Here is a 23,812-nt window from a genome sequence, read left to right as displayed (position 1 = left end):
ATTCTCCCTTTAACCCATCATGTACTAGCCCGCCAGCATGCAGGGCAGAATTGTTGAGTTTCATTATACAATCATGGCAATGCACATGGCTACAAAATTCTCATCAACTCGGTCAGCATCAAGATCGTCAGCGACATCCTTATCATACCAAGCCGCGTCGGACTTCATGTACACAAAACGAAAAGGGAACCGATAGTAGCTATCAATTCCCTCTGCGTTCACTATGAAGTTGCTCTTCCACTCATTTTTATTGACCGCGGCTGTAGGATCACCACTCAAAGAGTCTTAATAACACGAATGTGGAACCACTGTCTTGCACCGATCATTACATACAGTTCACCGTTAGTAATTGCAAGCTCTTGTTCATTTTCTTCCAAAATATTGGTCTTAAATGCCCGAGCAATCTCAAATCCTGGAATTTTCACTTTGGCTTCGGATGGAGCGTCTTTCAAGTTTCTCAAACGAATAATGAATCCGTCATCATCCATTGCGGGTTTAATATACGTTGGTACAACGCCGCTGCCCGTTACTTCTAAAAGTTGAGCTTCTTTTCCTGCGTTGCAATGAATGACCGGAAAAATTTGCACCGGTTGGGACGCTTCAACCCCTTTTTTCATCGCTACTTCAGCTTCAAATTCATGAAATGTCGATAACACGTATCTCACTTCGATGAGACCAGGCTGACTCGCTCTAAAGTTGGTATCCCAGTAATTGTTGAGCGGCCATGCTAATAGAATCGGATTCTCATTCCGCTGGATCGATTTCTGTTCTTTACCGAAATGGAAATCACCAATCTGCACTAATGGCGCATCCGGACAAGCCAAAGTGATGCCATGCTTGTCATCATATAAGGAAACGGTTTGATCAACGGTTACCCACTCTTTACATACCGTTGGAAGCTGATCTTCGTCTAAGGCTGCGAAGGTGCCCGCACTGTCAAATACCGCTTTCCAGTTCTCCTTTAATTGAAGTGGAAACGCAAAATAAATGGATTCAGGCTCACGGATATCAAGCTTATCAATGGCAGCGGACAATTCAATATCCGGACGGTTGGCAAAGAAAGTCATCCTTTGCTCTAAACGCTTAACTCCAGGAGCTGTCCACTCCATTGTCAAGGTAACGCCGGAGGAATGCCTTTCAACCTGGAAAGAAATTAATTTATCGGCTCCTCTTCGCACCGCTTTCCATTCATTATTCCAACAGCTAATATTGTTATTGCAATACTCCAGCACTCGGTCGTGAATGGTTGTTCGATCCAGCTTATTTCTCAAAGGATCAGGAGACTCATGAACGAATTGGAACAATGTCCATTCACTGCTTTGATCGATCATTTGCCAGCCGGTTGACTTATCTATCAATTCGTGAATTCTGCCGATTTCTTTATCAAAAGTAATGCGATAATACGGCGTATCAATGGAGTTATCCGTTATGTCGATATTGCTTGCAGTCTCCTCCACAGTAATGGGTGTGGGCAACGGAAGCACCTTATAACTGAATGGAGGCATCTTAATCAAACCATACGAAGGCATCTTCCAATTGACATCGTAATTATTCTGGATATAAGAGAATCTTGCGGCTGAAGTATGTCTTCCTCCATGAAGATAATACGCTGGAATATGCAGGTCACATACCTGCTCGACATGTGTCGGATTCACTAACATGACTCCCTGAGGTGGTCCAGACTGGAGCGGATTGCCTGCAAGCTCCTCCAACTGCTGATTTAGCACATAACCTGACAGACTATTTGCCTTATAAGCAAAATGCGCCTTGTGCATCCATTGAATTTTCGTAAACATTTCGTCAGGATGCGTAGTGGAGATATTGGCTCCCCAGGTATGCTCATCATACATTTGCGCTTGATCCCATGCCTCTTGAAAGAGGTGACGATTGCCTGAGAAGTTGTTATTTTGGATAGCCGAGAGGAACTCAGCATTCTTCAAGCTAACCTTGCTTCGACGATTTAATCTGGTTTCTTCAGCTGAACTTGCGGCTCCGAAATTCCAGAAATCCGTCCAATCCCCCCGATAGGTTAGAATCGTTTCCGCCGGCTGCTCTTTTAACCTTTGCAGCAGCATTTCAGGCGTCACCATTCTCATTCGCTGCTCATGTCCTTCCGCATTCCATTTGCGAATCATGGCGAGCAATGTTTGGTCCGGAGGCGTATTATCGTAATGCGGAACATTCGTTGCCGATAAATAGATGAAATCATAAGGGTAACCATCGCGTTCAATCCGATCCATATAACGATCAAGTCCCTTTTTCATAAGCTCGGTGCTTTCCTCTTCCAATTGACACCATTGCGTAAACAGTGAGTAATGTTCGCCATTAAATGTAAGTAATTCTCGGCCGTCAGGCGCAACCCACTTGAATGCTCTTGGCCTCTCTAATGGAAGACCGCCTAAATGGATGTTAATTCCTGTTGTATAAAGTTCAACCCCAGCATCCAGCATGGCTTGTGCAATCGTCCAAGGCTGACCATTAATATCATGATTAATCGCAGTACGGATCGGTACATGAAATTTGTCTCGCAGCTCTTTAATTGGATAAAGCAATCGCGCCAATTGCTCCGCGTTACATAACGGACTTGTGTGCATGCTTAAAGCCGAGATACAAATTTGACCATTGTTTAGGAACTTGCTGAATCGTTCCACTTGGCTGCTGCTCGCTGTGTCCAACCATCTCATCACTGGCAAGGTAGCTTCGCAAGTCCAGTAGAATCTATTTTCCTCTGCATCGTTCTGGGTTTGCTCACAAAGATCAAGAACCTGATCGATATATGTGTTTTGAAGTTCCATAAGCATAGGCTGCGTATGTGTATAGCCGATATCCAAATGACTGTGGTGATATACGAGAATTTCTTTGATTTTTGACATTTCCTTCTCCTCCAATGACTTGTCATGTTCGCACATGCCAATTCGAAAGACTTCGCTTTCATATTAATCATTATAAGATTCGGAACACCAAATGTATTTGCAATATGCTGACTACTTTTTTATACTTTAAGGACATTAATTCAGTTAGGGTGATTTGAGAAAGATGACTTTACCTCAGTCTATTTACGTCGATGGAACAGTCAATTTAAATGTGATGGCGCATACATTGCAAAGTAAAGACGCCGTTTTTCGTGTCCATTACTGGGGAGGTATTCGCGATCATATCCATCCACCTATGCATCAACATTCGTTCTTTGAAATCTGTTATGTACTTGATGGCACTGCGACTTATACGGAATCTGGCGTCGACTATCCGCTACAAAAGAACAGTATGTTCTTAACTAGGCCTTACATAAAACACAACATACATACCGCCAGTTCATTATTTTTTATTTTTGTCGCATTTGAAATCGTAGCCAATGAGTCATCCACCGCGGCAGTGGAAATGTTCAGTTGTCTGGAAAAAACAAACAACTTCTTCATTCCTGATGGCTCTAACCTACCTGCCATCCGCATTTGGGAAGCGCTGCTGCAGCAATCCTTTCAAGAAGGCCCGCTTTGTCAAGACAGTGTACTAGCACTTTCATGCGCATTGTTAATCTCTTTTGCTCACATTTTCACGGACAACATCGAACGACTAGATTTTAAAAAACGGAAGAGAGAGAAGATTGGGGCCAGAATGGTCATTAACCAATCCAAATTGTATATACACGATAACCTTGCAAACCCAAGCTTATCATTAGTGGACGTGGCCAACTTTGTGCACCTATCAGGACGCCATTTTTCACGTGTATTTAAAGAAGAGCTAGGACAATCTTTTACGGATTATGTTCGAAAGGAACGTGTAAGACAAGCTTCCTTCCTGCTTACTTCGACGAAAAAGTCAATTAAACAAATCTCGGAGGAAACAGGCTTTGAAAACGTTCATTATTTTACGAGAGTCTTTTCCGAGATTATGGAAATAACACCAAGAAGATTTATAGATAAATTCAATAAGAAGTAAGTGTCAGAGCTTATTGTAATATTTTATAATTTCCTGCCATAACAAACAGACATACAAGAATTGATTCTTTTTTATACGAAAATGCATGTCTCAAAAAAGCGCAAAAAGACTCTCCTCCATTAAGACATGAAGGTCAAAAAATTTATTTTATGAGGCTTCTGCGGATTCTAACTTCATTACAAATCCCAGAGCCCTGTCTACCAAAGCTTCATTTGAAATCATCCGTTATATCATAACTGTATACATTCAATCGCTCACCATAATTTTGATATATTTCTGGATTGGCTTACCTTCATAGCTATCGATATTGGGCAATCTCATGGATTTTTTGCAACATCACTTCTGCCAGTTCAAGCGCAGTCGCAAGTGGAGGTGTTTCAAACTTATTTGGATTTGTGTGACCGACATGTTCACGCCATGCAGCGTTTAGTATTGCACGTCGGCTTTTGACTTGATGGAGGAAATCGCTCTCCTCTAACCACTCGGGATCGAGCTCCAACTCGATGCGAAAATATTTATCAAGGATCGTGTGTGCAATGATCCAATGTCCCTCGTCTCCAGGATGAATACCATCCCCGTATCGATAGGCTGGGTTCATTCGACGGCGTTCCTCGATAAATTGGATAAGCGGAGTGCGAATATCGACGATATCAATTTCGTTCTCTGCTCCGAACTCGTGGAGCCACGCAGCGTATCTACTAAGCACTTCTGCATCGTACTGCACATATGGCATCATGTAGTTGTAAACTACCTCTCCAGCAATCTTCAACATGCCTTTATACGATCGTGCGTCGAATGGTGGAGGCGTCAAGAGCACCACTTGGGCTCCAGCTGCTTGAACAAGCAATACCGCCTTCGCGATCCCCTCCTTGTAATCTTGAAAGCGCTCTTCGTCGAAGGGATGATAGACGCCGTCATTCATCCCATAGCAGAGGAAGACGATATCAGGCTTACTTTCTGATAGCGCACGCTCCAACCGCTCGTGCAGGCAAGGCCGTGAGAATGGATGACCAGGCTCTTCCGTCCCTGATGCAGTTTCGCTGCTGACGCCCAGATTAATCCACTCGGAACATTGTTCCGGTGCACGCAGGATCGCGTACGCTTCCAGAAAACCAATAAAAGCACCATTTTCAGTAATACTGTCACCTAAGAAAACGATTCGTTTACCATGCGGCAATCCGATCTCGATTGAACTCATTCTACGATTCTCCTCGTTAAGAATATGACGTAACCTTATACAAAACGTTACAGTTGTGTCACCATATGACGATTTCTTCCCCTTTTTTAATTTCCAGTTCTATCCGCGTATAGACTCCTTCCGTTGCTTGAAGGCTAATGATTCGTTCATTTTTAAGCTGTATGTTAACATTTTCAACAATTAGAGCAGCTTTTAATGGCAGCTTAATATCGGTTAGAAGTTTGCATGGTTCTCCGGCCAGGCTGCGAATGCGAATGAATCGTGTTCGACCTTGCTCACGTACTGCGCTGACAAGAAATGCACCTTCCGCACGCATTTTATGGAAAACGACATGAGACCACTCTTCCGGCACAGCAGGAAAGACACGAATCGTGTCTCCCCAACTCTGTAGAAGCATCTCCTGCAAGGAAGCCGCTCCTGACAGTGGCGTCTCTAAGCATGGCCCCTTCTCCTTATACAGCGTATTAAACTGTAATTCACGATCCAATAACTGTCGTAGGTAGTGTAAGCTCTGACTTCCGTTGCCTATTGCCGCATACAGCGAAGCCGCTCCCGTCCAGGAAAAGCCAGCAAATAATTCCGGTAAACTCGACCAATGTTCCAAGGATTGCTCGATTAACGACCTGCTCTCTTCCTGGTCAAAATGAACCAGACTAAGCGGATAAATCATCATCAAATGAGAGTAATGCCGATGCGATTCAAGTAGGGGAACATCGGTACCGATCATATACCCTGTCTCGTCAACGGGGTAGTCGACAAGACGGTTCAACACATCGTGCCATTGTTCAATCCCTTCATCTTTGATATCGAGTCTTGAACAGGAAGCCAGCAGCGTCTCGCACCCCCAGCGAAGCAGGGATAAATCATAATTTGTATTTGCTGCTGGGATGGCATACTCTGGCGACACCGAGACCGGCAGATGGTATCGTCCATCGTCTCCTTCAATTAGCAGATGTAGGTAGTATTGCACTGACCGTCTAAGCAAAGGATATACGCGCTCACGAAGCATTTCGTCGTCCATCGAATAACGGTATTGCTCCCAGTAATAAAAAACAGTCCAAAGTAAATTTCCGTGCTCGTCTGTTACAGGACTAACACAGTCATAGCTGCTAACACGGCCGATTGCAGCGGCGTCATGCCTATAGGAAACCGGCACGTTATTGATCAACGCCTCCTGGGCATGATCCAATAACCGGCATAAAGATTCGCCTAACTCCAATCGATTAGCCGTATAAATTGGCGAATAGCTTAACTGAATATTTAAATTCCACCAAATAGCCGGCCAAGGTGTCACGTCAAACCACGGGCCCATTAGATCAAGGGCGGGCCTATTAGCGCGCGTAGCTGAAGCTAATATATATATTTGCATCCAATAAAAAGCGTTTATGCGTTCATCAGGCACTTTAAGATAGCTTGCTGGATAATATCGGTGCCACCAATCTTGATGCGATTCCAGCAATGGCTGCAAACCTTGCTTCTCCGAATCTTGAATCTCATCCATAATTCCCTTCATTGCTGTTTCTTTCGAATCTGATAGCTCTACGCTCACATATAGGGTTCCTGCCCCTACTTTACTTACATGACGGATGCCTGTAGCATACCCGCCCCCTTCGACAAGGGCTTGATACCATACCTCAATACCGCTCTGGCATCCTTCATATTGTACAGCCGGATTAATGATGGGTTCAGGACAAGTGTAGTAACCCCCTTCAGGCATTGAATGGAAGAGGATGCGAGGATTCATGGCTTCATCAGACACCCACTCCCACTCTAGTTCCTGCTCCTCTTCGCTGGCACTCCATTCAATCACTTGAACCATCTGCTCCGCGTGCGTATAGGTTCTCCATTCAATTCCACCGAACTCCGTCGTAAGCTTACAGGTGACCTCTGCATCGTAGAGATTCAGTCTCATTGAACAGTCTGTGATTTTCCCTTTGGTCTTCAGATCAAGTCTGCCGATGGGCAAGCGATACTTGCCATTTTCGGCATTTTGATAGACATCCGTTCGCCCGATATGCCAGGAAATCCCCTTATCCCAACGCGAAAAGATATTAGCTCCAAGCAGGCCGTTTCCTGTAAGAGCTCCTTCGCCCCACGATTTTGGCAGTTGATTCCAAAGTAAGTCGCATTGACTCAACATCTCTTCCCATTTAGGAACAATTTCAAATGACATTGCTTCCACCTCATGAATATGATTTTTCTCAGTCTGCTTAAATTAATTATCTCGCCTTGCGCCCAATTACACTACTGTTCAATCCCATTTACCTGTTTTAATGACTGTACGATTTAAAGAATACTATTCAAAATTACAAAAAAAGAGAAACAACACCTTCTGAGTGTCATTTCTCCAGCTTGTTCACTTTATGTTGTACGATACGCAACAGTTCCTGTGTTTATGGCATGGCAAATCTGGATAGGGCGTTCAGGCATTTCCCAATTCTCACCCAGCTGAATGAAATATCGGAATTCATAAAAGCCACCTAAGGTCGCTTTAAAATTCGTCTCCCAATAGTTAGAAAGCGGCCATGAATAGAGCGGTTCCTTGATTTCCTCATCCTGTTGTCCATTGAGCTTTCGTGGCTGATGCATAATCGATCCGGTTTGTAACAATGGCGTATCCGGCGTTGCCACCACCATACTACCCCCAGGGGACAATAAGGTGAATCCTTCCTGAATACAGTAATAATCGATTAAAGTCCCTGGAAGTTGATCCTTGCCTGGACGAATTGGCACTCCTGGCTTATCTAGCCATAGCTCGCTTCCTTCCTGTGCAAATGGCAGGGAAATAAACACATTTTCGGGCTCCCAAACACTATCCTTATGAATCCGAACAGAGACGTCCACTCGGGCAATTTCCTTATAAACCTTCATGAAAACCGAATAGTAGCTCATCCCTTCAACCGTAAACGTCAACTCAACAATGCCATAAACGTCACCATCTGTAATCTTTTTAACGCCTGCAAGCTTACCAATGGATCTTTGAACATCAAGCCCTTTTCGGTTTCTGCCCATGGTGCTTCTAACTTTGACCATTTGACTGATTTCGCTTACTGGTGTCTTTTCGTAAATGGGTGTGAATGCACCTGCAAGTCTGTTGGAAGCGATCCATTCCTTGCCTTTACGTTTGTCGTACCAAGAAATGATGCCATCACTTTCTGCCCATGCAATCCGAACAAAGGAGGTCTCAACAGAGTGCTCTGCGAATAGGATCTGTGGCTTTGATGATATCTCATCCAAATCAACCAGGTCCTTTACATCATAAACGTGATCCTGACCAATTAGGTAAGTACTGCTTGTTGTCTTCAGCTTTGCATCTTGGGAATGACGTATCCAATATGACTTTGTTTCCTTAGCTTCCAATTTCGCCACGATCTCGATTTGGTTCCCTCTGCTTACTCTTTCTAACTGATGGGGAACTACGAGCCCGGTACTCTCTTCTACAACTTCTAATCCGTCCTTAAACCGATCCAGCTCCGAATAGCTGTCTAGGTAGAAGTGAGCTATATCTTCGATTGGATAGTCGTATGGATTAACTACTCGATAAGATAGCTTTCGATCATGACGAAGCATAACCTCACCTTGCTGCTTCAACACCTCATCCAGGGCCGTGTAAACGGATCGACTGGCGTTGGCCGCATAGGCTTCTTTTCGAACACCAAGCTGCTGTACCATCATGTGCCACGGTTCCTTAATGGAAGAATGGTAACCCCAGGTATGCTCGGCGAACATCATCAACTGATGCTCTGCTTCACGGATCCGCTCACCTTGCAGTATGTCCACATTAGGCTCCAACTTACGAACAACACCCAGCATCCGTTGAGCATCGCGGAAAATTTGCGTATGCATAGGTGTGGAACTTGCACCATCACTCCAATAGTCTGGCCAATCGCCGCGGTATACCGGAATTTCGAATGACTGTGCACGTACAAGATCGAAATACTGGTTTAACGTCGTCATTTCTATTTCAATTTGATCACCGTATTTCTCGTTCCACTCTTTAATAAAGGTGATAATTCTTGGATTAGGTGAAGCATTGTCGTTTAAGAGTCCCATGACGTTAACCAAAAGGAAATCGTATGGATATTGCTCCTTCTCCAGCTGGTTGATATACCGGGTAATACGATCCTCCGCTAATCTCCAATGATTGTCCGAAATCCCCCATACGAAGTGCTCATCTTCTTTAATGGTGTAGGACAGAACAGCATCGGGATTTAACCCTAAATCATTGCCGAACATATAATGCTCGCCGTTCCATACGAGGATCTGATCTCCATTAGGCGTCTCCCAATAGAACGGAAACTGCTTCCGACCAATCGGGAACATGCTGTGATGCGTATGTACGCAAGAAAGCAGGTTTTCGATGCCGGCATCCGCCATCGCTTGCGAGTACCCCCAGCTGTATCCAGTAATGTCCGCTGTCATGGCTGATTTGACCGGTGAGTCGAGCTTGATTTCACGTGCATAATTCCCCGCTTTTAACAGCATTTTTCTTAACAATTCATAATCCGCAAGTTCGCTCATGTTCAGATAAGTACCCGACAGCTCGATATCGCCTCTACGTAGAACGCTAACAAACTGCTCCCGTTCTTCTTCTGTCGATTGCTCTAGAAAGCGCTCTACCGCCCAGAACGTTTCGCAGGTCCACTTGTAACCAATCCAATCGTTTTGAAGCCCACCATGAGCAGCATTCGAAATCGCAACTGCTTGCTTTATATAATCCACATGAAATTGTTCAATTTTCTCTTGTCGTTCCGTATAACCAATGTCTGTATGAGAATGATGTATCGCGTAAATTTTCCATTTTTTACTTATTTGCACAAAAAGTCCTCCCCAAGAAACTGGATAAAGATAATACTATTTACGTACGGATTGCTATGAAGTCAAACTGATTTTCCTGACAGGCTAGAATAGCCGCGGCCGGTTCGCAGTAACCCGAATCGATATCGACCGTGTACCGGAATTCGTGCATACCTCCGCATGAAGCTTTAAAATTCGTTTCCCATTTATTGTTGGTTAACCATGAATAGAGTGTACCAGTAGGTTCGATGTGGTCCGCATAATTCCATAAACGGAGCTTTCCGATGTGAACCATCGGCGCATCCAAGGTACTCAAAGCGACACCAACTTGTTCCCCAGTCAGGGCTGCACCAGCTTGAACCGTGAAATAATCGACACACGTTCCAGGCAGTCGATCCATTCCAGGGCGGACGACAGCTCCCGCTTTATCGAGATGCCATACCCCTTTCTCCGTGTGGAACGGAAACGCGACATACATCCCGTCCGGGTCAAGAATATTCTCTTTATTCAATTTGATGGAGACATCGAATCGTGAGAGTTCGCGGTAAAACTTAAATTCCGCGACATACGAATGCGCACCTCTAATTTGGTACTCAAATTCCCAAATCTCATAGTGAAGCGTATTGGACGTGTTCGTTACCGCCTTCAACTCACCTCGGAAAATCTGATCGTTCGGAATCTTGCGCGCCGAATAGCCGAAGCCCGCGGGCTCTGCGCGATTCGCGCCTTCGAAAATCTGGTAGACCGGGGAAGCGAAGCCTTCGGCCCCTTCGCTTAATAAAGATTTTCCGGTTGGCTTATGGAGGATTCGATGAATGCCTTTCTTCTCACACCATTCCACTAGCATATGCGCATTTTCGAATCGGTCTGAAGTTTGTGTCTGCTTAGTCGAAGTACCTGCAGGCTCCTCCATCTTGTTCTGAATGATCGATAATTTTTTTTCTTCTAATGGCCCTAATTCCAGAATAACAGCCAGTTCCTGCCCGCGAAGCGAGTGTCTCACACGATCGAATTCATACTCGCGTCCCTCATCGTCTACAACAAGCAGCTGGTGATTAAAAATAGGATCTTCCCAATAATCCAATGATAAATAGGCAACCGAGCTTTTCTTCTGCAAAGACGGGTTCATGACTTTATAGGTAAACGATCTGCGTGCAGTAAATTCGCTCTGTCCTTTCCCATATAGCACTTCGTCCAATGCGGAACATGCTAGCTCATCTGCTAGGGTGGCGTACTTGATTTTGCGTGCAAGCAGCTGCTGGACTCGGAAATCGCTTGCCTTCGCCAAAGAAGCTGAGTGCCCCCAAGTGTGCTCGGCATAAAGAATCAACGCATCAGTTACTGGTTTCCATTCCTCTGCCGATACATATTTTCCATCCGAATCCAGTCTTTCGGCGATTCGCTTCATGCGCTGACCGTTACGAAATAGGGTCGTTTCGAAAGCCGTAGAGATCGTCCCGTCTGTCCACCAATCGTTCCAATCTCCTCGATAGACCGGTATTTCGGTCACTTCCTGCTGGAGATATTGGAAGAATTCCGTTAAGTTTGCCGTACGAACTATAATTTCGTCCCCATGTTTATCGTTCCACTGCTTGATTAATTCACAGTAATCATCGGTAGGGGGATTATTGTCGGTGTATAAGGCGCCTGCATTTACTGGTAAGAAGTTATATTCATAGCCTGACTTCTGGAGCCCATCGACAAGCTTGAAAAGGACTTGCTCCGCATAGGAGATATCCTGCACGTCTTCATAATGTCCAGGCCCCCCATCGTACTCGAATCCTGAAATCATGGGATCGCCTATTAAGTTATATCCGGGAATAAGACCAAGCAAATTCGCTTTATGGTAGGTTAATCCGTTCCATACCAGGACGTTGTTTCCTTTAGGCGATTCCCAATAGAACGGAACATTTGGTTTGCCGAAAGGAATACTGGCGTGATGACTGTTAATGTGCGTGGATAAATACTTAATACCAGCGTCATATAGGGCATCCGCCATTCCCCAAGAAAAGCCAGTGACATCGCATGACATAGCACTATGCAGAGGTACGCCTTCTTGTCGCGCGAACTCTATTGCTGGGTTAAATAAATCATGCTGGTGCCCTTCATCGAGAAGCTCACTCATATGCAAGTAAGTAGCGCTTAATTCCAACGAACCATTTTTAAGCGCTTCTACCAAGCGTTTTTTTCCATCTTCGCCGTATTTTTTTAAGTACTGCTCTACAGCCCAGAATCCTTCGCACATAAATTTGAAACGAGAATTCTCATCTCGCGTTTGCTGTGCAGGTGATAGCGCCATGTTGACCGCTTGATTTATAAATTGTTTCTGATATTCCGTAATCACTTCTTGGCGCTCTGTGTACCCGATATCAATATGGGAGTGCTGAATAATAAATAAAGTAAACGGTTTTTTTGACATTGAAATCCCTCATCCTATTCTCTTGACATTGTAAATCCTTTACGTATTATAAAATAATACATCGTAATGGTATTCGATCCATATTCCGATTGTTATCCGAAAGTCCAATAAGTTCATAACCAATTGGAGTAGATTGATCGATGAAAGGGGTACGTTCATGGCGTTAGCAGAGGAAGAAACTCTAGTTTCACCCTTTCTCCGATATTCCGGTATATTTGATACATCAAAGCAGAAGAAGCACGTATATGGCCCAAGAATCTGCTATGTTCCATCTCTGTATTATATTGAGAGTGGAAAGGGGCAATTAATCATAGAAGAAAAAACCTATGACTTGGTTCCTGGGATGCAGATTTATATCGAACAGGGTAAACAGCACACTTGGCTGCTTGACTTCAAACATCCGTTAACATTTAAATTTGTTTACTTCGAATGGTCCCGTCGTCCTGAAACTGAGCTTTCTAATATTTTGGACTATTACTGCGATCCTGGAGACGAATTCCGGTCAGAGTTGCTCCACCCCCCGATTCGTTTAGAGCTGCTGGTCTGCACACAACCCACGATCACGAAAACATGGACGGAGAGGTTTAATCGTCTCCAATCGATCTTTGAGGTGATAAATCACAGTAATGATATGCAGGTATTAAAATTCCAGGGACACTTTCTCATTTTCCTGGATGAAGTATTAGAGGGAATTCGTAATGAAGTAGATTTTACAGATCCGCGTATAGCCAAAGTGATGAAACTATTAAGGGAGGATCGCTTCGGTCGTGATGGTGCACATTTAATGGATTGGCAAAAAGTCACGGGGTTAAATCGAAGTCAGTTTTTCTCCCTATTCAAGTCGGGAACTGGATTTACTCCCAATGAGTATTGGAATTGGTGCAGAATGAATGAAGCCAAAGAGTTGCTGCGTAATACCCAAATGTCCATAACTGAAATCGCTGAACATTTCGGTTTTGCAAGCGTACACAGTTTTTCGAAAAGCTTTACCCGCACAGTTGGAAAAAATCCATCCCAGTATCGAACGGAGCTCCGAATCTTTTAACGGAGGTCTAAAAAGAAAAAGCACCCTCATCGGGTGCTTCTCTCCGCATGTCCTAGAATTGCATTCACATTCATCGTCTACCCATTGGTGGAAGACGGTGTTAGCCTACATGAATGGCAGCCGGCTCACATCATACCCGCTAATAGCAAGCTTATCATTCGCAAGTATACACCCGTTCACCTCGAGATACCTGATCCCTTCGCTTATCGGACTGTATTCACAAGACAGCTTCGTTCCTTCTGTTTCAAAGGTTGTTCTTCTAAGGACCGTACGTCGGGAATGTGCACTAGAGTGAGTCTCGTCATGGACTTTTGCTTTTCTGACGTTAGTTCGGAAGACTTCGAAGCTTCCCGATTCTTGCTCGCTGGAAACCTGGACAACGAAGCCGTTTCCAGTCCGTACAAACGTCTTCGGATCAAAATCCCTCTCTTCGCCTTCAAAATTATAAAAGGATATCATAATATAACCGTTAACCCGTTCCACTTTCACAGCAGCAGGTCGACCATGGTTTGTTAGCAAGAGAGGATGGAAGGCCATGTAAACTTCGCCGTCTTTTACGATTACCGTACAGGGCTCCAAGCTTTCACCTGTCAGATCCTCAAGTTGCCTTTCACCAAGCCAAATTTCATCCGGTTCGCTGTGAGGGCATGGTAGGAGGACCGAAAGCTTTAAACTCGATACCCGTAATCGCCCAAACCGCTTCGGCTTGTAGAGCACCATGGCCGTATGCTGATGTTGGAAAGCCAGCTTCCGTCCTTCATCCCAAAGTGAATTCTCCGGCGAAGTAATTGACATCCGCTCATAAGAATTGGACTGGCCCGGCTCCTTCTCGTTCACGATATACTTAGTGTACACCGCCCGGGAATTGCGACGTGATGGTTCCTTGAGGCGATCACGGCGTAATAATAAATGAAAGGAATCGTTCTGCACCCCGTTATGGAACTCATGAGTAGAGGTGCCAAGCGCATAATCCTCCGTCATATAAGTGGTATTGGAGCCAACTCCTGCTGGATATTCCACCATATCCTCCGCAAACAGCGGATCTGCCGGGTCTTCCCACGCATGGGCATCGGAAGAGGAGGAAAACTCCGCTGTCCCGGAAACTTCATAGGGGTAGGTCTTATTCAACGCATGGCAAACCAGCTCTTCCGGGCAATGGTAGATTGTATTTAAAGCACCTGCTAGACCTATATACTCTAAGGGCAAGTTCTCATCCAAGTCATTATCCAAATCTGCCTTCTGGGAGGAAATTGGCTCGCTGAGCGGATTTGCGGGCAGTAGATCGCCAAGCACGGCATATAAAGAAAACTGGTGTGTAAGTCCTATTGAATCAACCGTGTATGCACGGGAATAAGGCCCTGCAATCTGAGAAGTAGGTAGATGCAATCGTGCTAATTGATCGGCCCAGATACGCTCCTCGCATTTCAGCACAATGTCTCTCAGTCCCCCATCCTCCAGATCATTAGCAAGAGAGGCTAATGTTTCTAATTGGATCCCTGTATATGTGGGACTATTGAATTCGCTGACAAAACCTCTGCGAAATAGCATATCCTTCAATTGGTGCAGACGTTTTGTCCCGATCTCTATTAAATCCGGGCGTGACAAAAGCTTGCCTCCTAGAAGCATTACATACATACTCATGCAAGGAAAATTATCATTAACCCCAACAAAGTCCATTTCATCTGACGCACAATCTTCAATTTCTTCCTCCAGATAATCAAATAACCTTTTCCTTGCCTTTCCCGACAAGCATTCTCGGTACTTTATCAAAATTTGAACAGCCATTTTCGGAGCAAAATGACAATGAGCGTACGGGCTTGATTCAATAATGGCGTTACCTGTCCGGCATGCCCACTCCGACCCCTCAGCTAAGAACGTATAAGCTAACCACAATCGGTCTCGAATACCAGGAAAATGGTGAGAGCCAAAATAGTTACCATCCTGATCGAAATCCTTCTTATAATAACGAACGAATAGTGCAAGAAGACGTTTCGCTCTCTCCTTCTGTTCCTGTATCCCATAAAACGGCTTGTTCACGTCAAGTTTGCTCAAGTCATTCATTACTCTGCACCACTTTCTATTTTATGAGGATCCAAGATCAGCTCTGCCAACTTCGTATCTCCTTCATACAAAACGGCACTTCTAATTTCCATGTAGGATTCTCTAGGAACCTCTCCGTCTTTATAGGAAGCCTCTATTAGACGCAATCTAGCTGTGAGCGCCGTTGCCTCACTTAAGCTGTGAATTCCGTCCGCATAATAAAGAGCCCAGCCTGTTTCCAGCCTCGCCTGCTGCAGCAGCTTCGTTTCTCCTGCGTAGAACATCTGTCTTAATCGGAGCGTATCGCCGTCCAAAACGGGATGAATCACAGGTACTTGGCGAGCAGTCTCGCCATATGCAATGCCCTGCAGAGGTGCGATTAAAACAGCCGAGTGTGGATATTGCAGGATGGTCCATGCTCGTCCGTCTGCGCCAAGGGCCGTGTGCATCTCGCCTGACCAGCGAGGCACAACCCATTCATCCGCAAGCTCGCTTGCCTCGTTATGAATGCGGCTCATGCTACGCACAACCAATACCGCATGGTTCTGCTGAACCGACCTGAGCTGGGTATCTGGGTACCACGATTCCTTGAACAGCGCTGGTCCTAGATACGCCTTCTGCATAGAAGCAGGATGCATTCTAACATTCTCACCGTCATGAGCATACCAGCGCAGGTAGGAGATCTGATGCCCTTCCACCGCCAGCGATACCGGATACGATTGCCAAGCTAGACCCCAAGTCGGCCATTGATAGGATCCAGCGATGACCGGGAATCTATCAACACTGCCAAGTCGGCCAGTAACGCCAATCCAGGTGTTTGCATGGCTCGAATCCATGATTCGTTCGGTTCGGTTGCGTGGAACCGGCAGTTCAACAATCGGTATATCCGTCTGCAGCTCCTTTTCAAACAGCAGAAAGTTTAATCCACCCGCAAGATCCTCAACTTTCATCTCTTCCGGGGATTTCTTGCTTTCAATGCCAGTTATCCACCAGAAGAAGCTGTTCATTTTGATTTTTCCTTCTACATTGTAGCTGCGGATCGTTGGTACGAACTCATTTCCGCCATGAAATTGAAAGTTATCAAGCAAAACACCCATTACATCCTGCAGTTCTTTCAAAAGCCCATCATTCTCTTCGGGCAAGGACAAGCAGGCAAGCTTGAGCGAACTCAAGGTGACACTTGTATAGATTAGACTTGCATTCTCACCCCAACCCCAACCGCGCTCGGCCGTATAAGTGAGCCAGCGTTCAAAAAAGTCCGTTGCTGCTTGCTTGTATTTCTCCAACCCGCATAGGTGTGAAATGGCCAGCAATACTGCGCCGTCGCTTACAATCTTGTTCGTATAATATAAAATCGGCATCTTGAGCTCGTGCTCAAACCAAGCTGCCCCCCGTTCAAACATGAGATCGAGCTGCTCACGATGCGCGGCGGGGATGCGTTCATTCAAACAAAGTCGCAATACGACGAGCGGAAAAAGAGTGAAAAAGGCCGCATTCGAATCGTTGACCTGCGTCTCTTCTCGATACCAACGAAAAGCTCCGTAATACGGACTCGACTCGTCGGTGATCTGCAGCTCTGATAGAGCTTTCAAAATTTTCGATCCTTCTGCTTCACTTAGCATGCCACTCGCGGTGCCGATTGCGTAATAGTTGGCAGTGCTACGGCCTTCGTGCGCTTCCTGAACCTTGGAAGCTTCTATCGTATGACCCGGCCCGCCATGACTTACTAGACCCTCATTCACTTTAAGGAGGGAACCGCATTTCTCCCACCACAGCTCCAAAATACGTAACGTCTGCATATTCATAACTCTCCCAACCTTCTTCATCTATTCAAGCTCTGTAAATTGATTATCTCGCCACGCGCCCAATTCCACTACTGTTCAATTCCATTTTCTTGTTTTAACGACTGTAGGATTTAAAGAAAACTGTCCAAAATCAAAAAAAGAGAAACAACACTGTCTGAGTGTCATTTCTCCAATTGTTCACTATCTAATCTTCTGAACTACTGCTATAAGTGCATCTCCCATTTGTTTATGTCCCACGGTAGTATTCGGATGAACCCAATTGTTAAAACGGGTCACTTGCACAGTTGAATAAATGTTCGCGTTTTCAATTATGTAATCGAACCCATATAAAGTATCTAAGCATTGCCCCATTGGACAAATATAAATATGTTTTGAAATTGCCGTATCGGTATCAAACTCGGACAGTAGCCTCTGTGCTTCCAGCTTCATATTTCGGTCATAATTTTCTTGGATTGCACCTGATCCTAATTGAATACCCCAAGCATCTTGACCTGCTCCAAGCGTTGGTAAATTAATAATCACTTTGATTTCACTATTATAAGCATGAATCGAATTTATTAACGCCTTTAAATTGGAAATAAATGCATCAATATCGGTTAAACCTGTTGTTAATTGGAAGTCATTTGCCCCGAGTAAAATAGAGACATGAGTGGGCGTACCATCAGGGAAAGCAGCAGAAAATCTTTGGATGTATTTCGAAAAATCGACCCCAAATGTACTAGGTTGCGGGGTCATTACCGCCCACTGGCGTCCATTCCATTGAACCCATTGCTGTCCTTCTGATTTCGAAGGGTCAACCATAACATCACCAACACTAGGCTCTGTATAATAACCATTTGCATCGTAGAGGTAACTCGAACGGTTCCAACCTCTTGCGATCTTTTGGAATCCTTGATAATCGTAATCGTTAGAATTTGTATAACAGACTTTCATCCAAAAATCCGTGTTACCCTTGTAGGCACTTCCACTAACCGTAGTAGGGAAAACAAATGGACTGTCACCTGCTGTCGTTCCGATGTTAGACATATAATTCATTAGTGTCCAACCACCCCGTCCTTCGCGATTAACAGGATCATCCATAGTATCATAAGTTCTTGTACCTTGAGTACTAATATTACTTAATTTTAAGAATTGCCTCAAATAGGAGCCATCCCTTGTAATGCTGTCACCGATTGCTAATAGACGTACCGCTGTAGAATTAGATTTATCAACTACCTCCACCGTGCAGGCTTTTGTAAATACGGTCTTTAAGGCTCTGTCCATAACATTTATGATTAAAGTGAAAGGAGTGCTTGGCACTGAGTACCCTGATGCTGAACTATCTGATTCCATTCTCCAAAATCCGTCATACTGTCTCCCATAGCTCCCGATTACGTCAATGATTATATTTTTATAATCATAAGACGAGTTAGCTAAGATTAAATTTTTGAAAAACAGATTCAATTGTTCCTTATTAAGGGTATCACCTTTAAGCATGTATATTTTTCTTGGTAAAATAACATCTAATCCATGAACCTTAATGCCTTGGATACCACGTTGCCTCTTTATCATTGTCATAGCTCTCCACATTCATCTTAAAGTTCGATCCATTCACCACCAGTAATACGACAACTAATCTCCGAACGAATAGAAGGCATTGTCATGATCGCGTCAGCATCCGTTCTTATCATGATCTTCTTCTCATTGCATTTTTCTTTTATCCTCATGTTGACTTCAATCGGAAATACAACCTCTGCTCTTCCTGTTAGGAACTTATAAGGGAAGCATACTTCCTTAAGCATTTGAGAGTTGTGGTCAAAAGTAAAGCCCGGATGCCGGGAGATGTAGAGCTTGTACGTTCCGCCATCGCCTTTCATTAATCGATCGAACGGCAGATAGCGGTTGCGATGTCCTTCTTGTTTTACAATGATATGTTTCCCCTTATGCGGTTGCATGTCAGGCTCTACTGGGTATAAAAATAGATCTCCTTTTATACTTAGATAATATCCACTCTCGTCTTCTCCTGTTCCAACTAGTACGGTATCCGTCCAACTTTTAAGTTCCAGCTTTAATTTATCCATGGAAAAGCTCGTTCCCGAATAAAAATCTACATCCGTTTCTTTTTCCGTTTCGGAAATTGTCTTTTCATTCACGATTAAAAACGAGCCATCCATCGTTATATCGCCGAATACAATTGGCTCACGATTTTCTTTTTTACGATAAATCACCTGAATGTCGTTACCTTCCGTCTTGATCCTCACGCCTGTACCACCATCGATAGCGATGTCGTTGATTCTATCACATGATTGTACAAATGCTTGATTCTGAAACGGCTCCCACAATGCGATAAATGTGCTGTCTACATCGGTACCATCCTTGCGGACAATGATCTTCGGCATCACATTTTCATTCCAATTCGCCATTGCATCTTGAAGGTTCGATAGCTCCTTGTTATATCGATGTCTTGGCGCCTCACATAACATGACTTCCCCATGAGCAGGCGCTACCCAATGCAGACGCAGGTTAGGTTTGGGCTCGGCAGATACCGCCCTACCTCCTGCTCCTGGAAATTGTTCACCTTCTGGGAATGCTGCGGACATTGTCACCTGCCATTGACGATCATCTCGATACACGTTTACATTTCTAAATGCACCATAGTAATGACTTTTACTGTATGGTGCGTCCATAGGTAACTGATGTTCCAAATTTGAACCTGCGCTCGAATGGTTTCCAATTTCAGGTATTAATGGAATTCCGTTTTCATCGAGGTTATCCAAATGCTTAAACGGTGTTAACGTCATATCTGCATGCTGAGAATAATCGGCGCAGCCGTTCACCATCCATTCATGACGATTACCTCCTGACACTTCGAATATATCGAGAAATAGGTTTTTCCCGTTAGTGATTGGAATCCCAACCACGGCGCGTCGATATTTCGTGGTATCAGGATAAGCGATTTCGGGTGCTTCCGCCTGCATAACCATTGTGCTTCCCTTAGGCACATGCCAATTTAAGAGATTTCCTACTTTTTTACTGGCACTTTGATTTTTCCCATCCACGATAACCAAATTATGAGCGGTTGCTGTATAGATATAGCCACCCATATGAGAATAGCCAATATCCGATACTAACTCATCACCGTATGCCCATAAGGTAAAATTCAGCATATCCTCATGCGAGTGATTATATCGCCCCGAAAAATGAAGGTGTGCCTCAGCACAGTCACCATCTACTCCCGTCCCAACTATCGCATGTCCAAATTCAGGTAGGAGAAAAGGTTCAGAAAGGTTCGGGCTATAGACCTTATCTACAGGAGCCGTTCCTTCTTGATGACCGACGTGATGATATTGGCTTACCTGGCTTTCGGCCCAAGTATCATGTATGGTCATAACAGACCCGTCAGGATAAAGCATTCTGTGATCACACAGAAACATAATATTCTTGTAATTAGGAATTACGTTTTCGGGATGAAAGGATTCGATACGTGTATGATCAAGATCAGACAAATAACCCACTGGATCGGAATAGCCTTGAATGCGACTCATAGCCTCATCCATATCTCCTGCGACATCATGCAAATACGAAACACTCTCTGGAAACATACCGTCAGCCATAAATAAGTAACCAAACGCAGCCTTTGCTTTTTCAATAACGAAATGAATAATTTCTGGACAGCCGATGGATAAACCAGCTGTTATAAATCCATCTAATTGTAAACCTATAGTATTATGGAAAAAGCGCCAAATATCGGTTCTATAGTACGCATCAAACTTTAACGATGTACGAATAATATGCATAATCCCACTGGTCACATGTTCTCTGGCATTTTCAAATCCTAGGTCAGAAAGCTTGTTCCAGATAGGGGGGCTTTTCAAATTTTCAAATAGGGTTATGATTTTATTTAGATGCTCCCCCGTAGCTGGAGTGTACCATTCGTAATCATCAGCGATCCATACAAACATCCGATCATAATCATTAGGTGGGAAAAAGCCTTTAATAAAATTATAATTCCAGTCTGGTTTACCATAGAGCGGCCAATGCGGAATGCTTTGTGCAATTTTAAGCAGAATCACAGCGGCTCTTATTCCAGCTTCCATATCGCCTGTTGTACGATAATATTCGGATAAAATCAAAGCAGCCTCATCGAAGCACTCCATTCTGGTGCTTACCATGAATTTATCCAAATAGATTTTTTCGAATTCAGGATCGTAATACATATTCAAATCATTTTCATCCGGTCCTGGGTTGCCGGGAACAAAGTGGAATATTTCCTCGAGCGTTCTAGCACATGGTCGTTGGTGAAATGGATATACCCATGTTTTTCCGGATGGGGCAATAACCTCTTCAAAACCTGATATCGGGTAATCATCGTGAAAATGGACTTGCTCCCCTGTAGTTCGATCTGTAAGTACATTAGGTTTCCGCGGGTCCCATGCCAATTGTTCACTATACTTCCCAATCCCCCTACGATCTGGTACAAGTTCATAAATTGTATCCGGTGACACTTCCAAATAGGGTAGGATATGGGTTGGCAATTCTTTTCTTTCTGACTTGAGTTCGGTAATTTCACGTTCGAATTCCGGGTTTGCTTGTATACCGTTAATCCACTGCAAATAAGGCGCCCCTTGAACCATTGGTTGATTCGGGAACCCTCCCTTTTGTATGTGAATATTTCGGATACATACTTCGCCGCTTCCAATTAACTTCAATATATATTCGAATCTGACCGCATTAGCTTTAACAAAAGCCTCTACATGCATGGTCTGCCAATTGTCATTCGTCATAAGTCTGAATATATCTTGATCATATAGCATTTCATACTGCATATTTCTGACCTTAACTGTTTCAAAAAGATGGTCATGATCCTTGTAAACCCGGAAACTTTCCGGATGAACCATTATTCCTGGGGTTCCCTTGAGCTCAAAGCTGATTCCCAAAATATCTTCATTCCATGAATCAAGGTCAAATGAAGGTAAAATCCAATCCATTTCTTTATCGATAAGCAACCGTGTAATAGTCGTATTCGTATTCATATGTCACTCCTCTATCATTTAGAGGAGGGGATCGCATTTAGCGATCCCCTCCGTTAATAACCCTTATTTTACTTCTGTTGCGTCTTGCGCCACTCGTCAACTTGTCTTTGCGCTTCAGCAATGACCTTGTCTTCTCCAGCTGCTTTCCGCTTATCCGTCAACGTTTTCATCATTTTGTCGACATCATCCATACCATTGGTAAGAACTGGGTTAATTTCATTGTAAATCGCGTTCAGCTGTGCAACTTCATTCTCTACGCTCTTTTTATCAAAGGTAAAGCCCATAGTCGGATCAACAGTTGCTGAATCGTTCATCTTCTTCGTTTGTTCCCATACATCATCGGGTTGACCAGGAATTAAGTAACTGTTAAATTCATTGCCAAACATCCAGCCAGGCACGCTATAACCGCCCTGTTTCGGTTCGATTCGATTCGCAGACACCTTCGTATAATCCTGTCCTTCAATACCGAATTTCAGCAGGTTAAACAACTCTTTATTCGTATCGATCAGGTTGATCAGCATCATCGCACGATCCGCATTTTTGGAGGTTGTGCTAATGCCATTCAAAGTGGCTTGGCCAGCTGTTTTCGAGAGAGTTACTGGGCCAGTGGCAGCTTGCACCAAATTAAAACCATAGGTTGCACCGAATTCCGCTTCACCACCAGGCTTGATTGTTTGGAATCTGCTAAAAATTTGCCCCGCTTTAATGACCGATACTTCGTCTTTCATCGTAGCAACGTCTTGCGGGAAGTAACCTTTCTGGTTCCAGTCCCTCATAAGTTTATAACGATCCGTTAATGTGTACGGCTGGTAATAGACCTTCCACGTTTTCTGATCAATCTTCAATCCTTGTACGCCATCTACAACCGGAGCAAAGTCCAAGTAAGCATCTGGGAGTCCTGTGCGAAGTGGAGAAACTTTAGGTTCACCTGCTTTGATCGTTTGGTAAGCAGCCGTCCAATCATCCAAAGACTTAAATTTGGATGGATCAATCTTGTACTTATCCAAGAGATCCTTTTTAAACCATATCCCTGGTGCTGAACCCATGATTTGGTTATTGGGGATACCATAGATTTTCCCGTTGACTTTAACCCCGTCCCAAATTTCCTTCCTCATACTGTTCTTCAAATCAGGGTATTTGGCAAGCAAATCATCTACAGGTATAAACGCCCCTTTTGTTACATTATCAATGTAGTTATTCGCCCAGTTGGCTGTCCACGCGATATCATATGGTTCTCCCGATGCCATAATGAGTTGCATCTTGTTGTTATAATCGCCTGGGTTAATAAACTTGAAGTCCACGGTAGCATTGATTTTGCTTTGAATGATTTCGTTGGCTTTCTGAATCACGGCAGCTGCATTCTTAGGCTCCGAAAGCCGCAGGTACCACACTAGATTTACCTGCTTTAATGCCTCAGGCTTTGCAGTCTGACTGCTTGAAATGCTGCTTGGACTACTGCTAGGGGTTACAGATTCCTTCGCACAGCCTACAAGCATTACTCCCCCTACAGTACAAAGTGTCAGCACTACCGTCATTGAACGATTTAACATTTTCATTTCT

General features: G+C 44.2%; 13 protein-coding genes. 2 read left to right on the top strand and 11 right to left on the bottom strand.

Annotated elements, in window-relative coordinates:
- Positions 1-63: 63 nt before the first annotated feature.
- Positions 64-279, bottom strand: coding sequence for a hypothetical protein (locus tag AC58UX_RS01815; RefSeq protein WP_497249133.1), 216 nt, complete (start codon positions 277-279; stop codon positions 64-66).
- Positions 276-2,873: a glycoside hydrolase family 38 N-terminal domain-containing protein gene (locus AC58UX_RS01810; RefSeq protein WP_497249131.1), complete on the bottom strand. Its 2,598-nt coding sequence runs from the start codon at positions 2,871-2,873 to the stop codon at positions 276-278. Before AC58UX_RS01810 ends, AC58UX_RS01815 begins: the two co-directional genes overlap by 4 nt.
- 163 nt (positions 2,874-3,036) lie before the next feature.
- On the opposite strand from AC58UX_RS01810, the gene AC58UX_RS01805 reads away from it, so the two are divergent.
- On the top strand, positions 3,037-3,936 hold the full coding sequence (locus AC58UX_RS01805) for an AraC family transcriptional regulator (RefSeq protein ID WP_497249129.1): 900 nt from the start codon (positions 3,037-3,039) through the stop codon (positions 3,934-3,936).
- Positions 3,937-4,234: 298 nt separating this feature from the next.
- Here the strand turns inward: AC58UX_RS01805 and AC58UX_RS01800 are convergent, their stop codons facing one another.
- The 4 genes from AC58UX_RS01800 to AC58UX_RS01785 all read right to left on the bottom strand — a co-directional run bounded on the left by AC58UX_RS01800 (position 4,235) and on the right by AC58UX_RS01785 (position 12,350).
- Entirely contained in the window at positions 4,235-5,134 is a 900-nt protein-coding gene (locus tag AC58UX_RS01800) for an SGNH/GDSL hydrolase family protein (protein ID WP_497249127.1), read from the bottom strand.
- Between the two features lie 58 nt (positions 5,135-5,192).
- Positions 5,193-7,307: a glycosyl hydrolase family 95 catalytic domain-containing protein gene (locus AC58UX_RS01795; protein ID WP_497249125.1), complete on the bottom strand. Its 2,115-nt coding sequence runs from the start codon at positions 7,305-7,307 to the stop codon at positions 5,193-5,195.
- Positions 7,308-7,495: 188 nt separating this feature from the next.
- Positions 7,496-9,952, bottom strand: a complete 2,457-nt coding sequence (locus AC58UX_RS01790; RefSeq protein ID WP_497249123.1) for a glycoside hydrolase family 38 N-terminal domain-containing protein — start codon at positions 9,950-9,952, stop codon at positions 7,496-7,498.
- A gap of 40 nt (positions 9,953-9,992) precedes the next feature.
- Positions 9,993-12,350 (bottom strand): glycoside hydrolase family 38 N-terminal domain-containing protein, encoded by a 2,358-nt coding sequence (locus AC58UX_RS01785; RefSeq protein WP_497249121.1) that lies wholly within the window; start codon positions 12,348-12,350, stop codon positions 9,993-9,995.
- A 157-nt stretch (positions 12,351-12,507) separates the two neighbouring features.
- Between AC58UX_RS01785 and AC58UX_RS01780 the strand changes: the two genes are divergently transcribed.
- Positions 12,508-13,395, top strand: coding sequence for an AraC family transcriptional regulator (locus AC58UX_RS01780; protein ID WP_497249119.1), 888 nt, complete (start codon positions 12,508-12,510; stop codon positions 13,393-13,395).
- 105 nt (positions 13,396-13,500) lie between these two features.
- On the opposite strand, the gene AC58UX_RS01775 is transcribed toward AC58UX_RS01780, so the two are convergent.
- The 5 genes from AC58UX_RS01775 to AC58UX_RS01755 form a co-directional block, all read right to left on the bottom strand.
- Positions 13,501-15,447, bottom strand: a complete 1,947-nt coding sequence (locus tag AC58UX_RS01775; RefSeq protein WP_497249117.1) for a DUF8769 domain-containing protein — start codon at positions 15,445-15,447, stop codon at positions 13,501-13,503.
- Between the two features lie 8 nt (positions 15,448-15,455).
- Positions 15,456-17,234, bottom strand: coding sequence for a hypothetical protein (locus tag AC58UX_RS01770; RefSeq protein ID WP_497249115.1), 1,779 nt, complete (start codon positions 17,232-17,234; stop codon positions 15,456-15,458).
- 186 nt (positions 17,235-17,420) lie between these two features.
- The gene (locus AC58UX_RS01765) at positions 17,421-18,797 is read right to left on the bottom strand and encodes an SGNH/GDSL hydrolase family protein (RefSeq protein ID WP_497249113.1); all 1,377 of its coding nucleotides are present in this window, start codon (positions 18,795-18,797) and stop codon (positions 17,421-17,423) included.
- 17 nt (positions 18,798-18,814) lie between these two features.
- A complete protein-coding gene (locus AC58UX_RS01760) occupies positions 18,815-22,207 on the bottom strand; it encodes a heparinase II/III domain-containing protein (RefSeq protein WP_497249111.1) in 3,393 nt (1,130 codons plus the stop codon).
- 113 nt (positions 22,208-22,320) lie between these two features.
- On the bottom strand, positions 22,321-23,808 hold the full coding sequence (locus tag AC58UX_RS01755) for an ABC transporter substrate-binding protein (RefSeq protein ID WP_497249109.1): 1,488 nt from the start codon (positions 23,806-23,808) through the stop codon (positions 22,321-22,323).
- Between the last annotated feature and the right edge of the window lie 4 nt (positions 23,809-23,812).

It is taken from the genome of Paenibacillus sp. J22P90 (genome assembly GCF_059692195.1).
This window is presented reverse-complemented; position numbering and strand designations above follow the sequence as displayed.

Excerpts from the sequence above, each read along its gene's own strand:
- AC58UX_RS01810 (WP_497249131.1), bottom strand. The coding sequence starts at position 2,873 with ATGTCAAAAATCAAAGAAATTCTCGTATATCACCACAGTCATTTGGAT.
- AC58UX_RS01805 (WP_497249129.1), top strand. The coding sequence starts at position 3,037 with ATGACTTTACCTCAGTCTATTTACGTCGATGGAACAGTCAATTTAAAT.
- AC58UX_RS01800 (WP_497249127.1), bottom strand. The coding sequence starts at position 5,134 with ATGAGTTCAATCGAGATCGGATTGCCGCATGGTAAACGAATCGTTTTC.
- AC58UX_RS01795 (WP_497249125.1), bottom strand. The coding sequence starts at position 7,307 with ATGTCATTTGAAATTGTTCCTAAATGGGAAGAGATGTTGAGTCAATGC.
- AC58UX_RS01785 (WP_497249121.1), bottom strand. The coding sequence starts at position 12,350 with ATGTCAAAAAAACCGTTTACTTTATTTATTATTCAGCACTCCCATATT.
- AC58UX_RS01780 (WP_497249119.1), top strand. The coding sequence starts at position 12,508 with ATGGCGTTAGCAGAGGAAGAAACTCTAGTTTCACCCTTTCTCCGATAT.
- AC58UX_RS01770 (WP_497249115.1), bottom strand. The coding sequence starts at position 17,234 with ATGCAGACGTTACGTATTTTGGAGCTGTGGTGGGAGAAATGCGGTTCC.
- AC58UX_RS01765 (WP_497249113.1), bottom strand. The coding sequence starts at position 18,797 with ATGACAATGATAAAGAGGCAACGTGGTATCCAAGGCATTAAGGTTCAT.
- AC58UX_RS01760 (WP_497249111.1), bottom strand. The coding sequence starts at position 22,207 with ATGGATTGGATTTTACCTTCATTTGACCTTGATTCATGGAATGAAGAT.
- AC58UX_RS01755 (WP_497249109.1), bottom strand. The coding sequence starts at position 23,808 with ATGAAAATGTTAAATCGTTCAATGACGGTAGTGCTGACACTTTGTACT.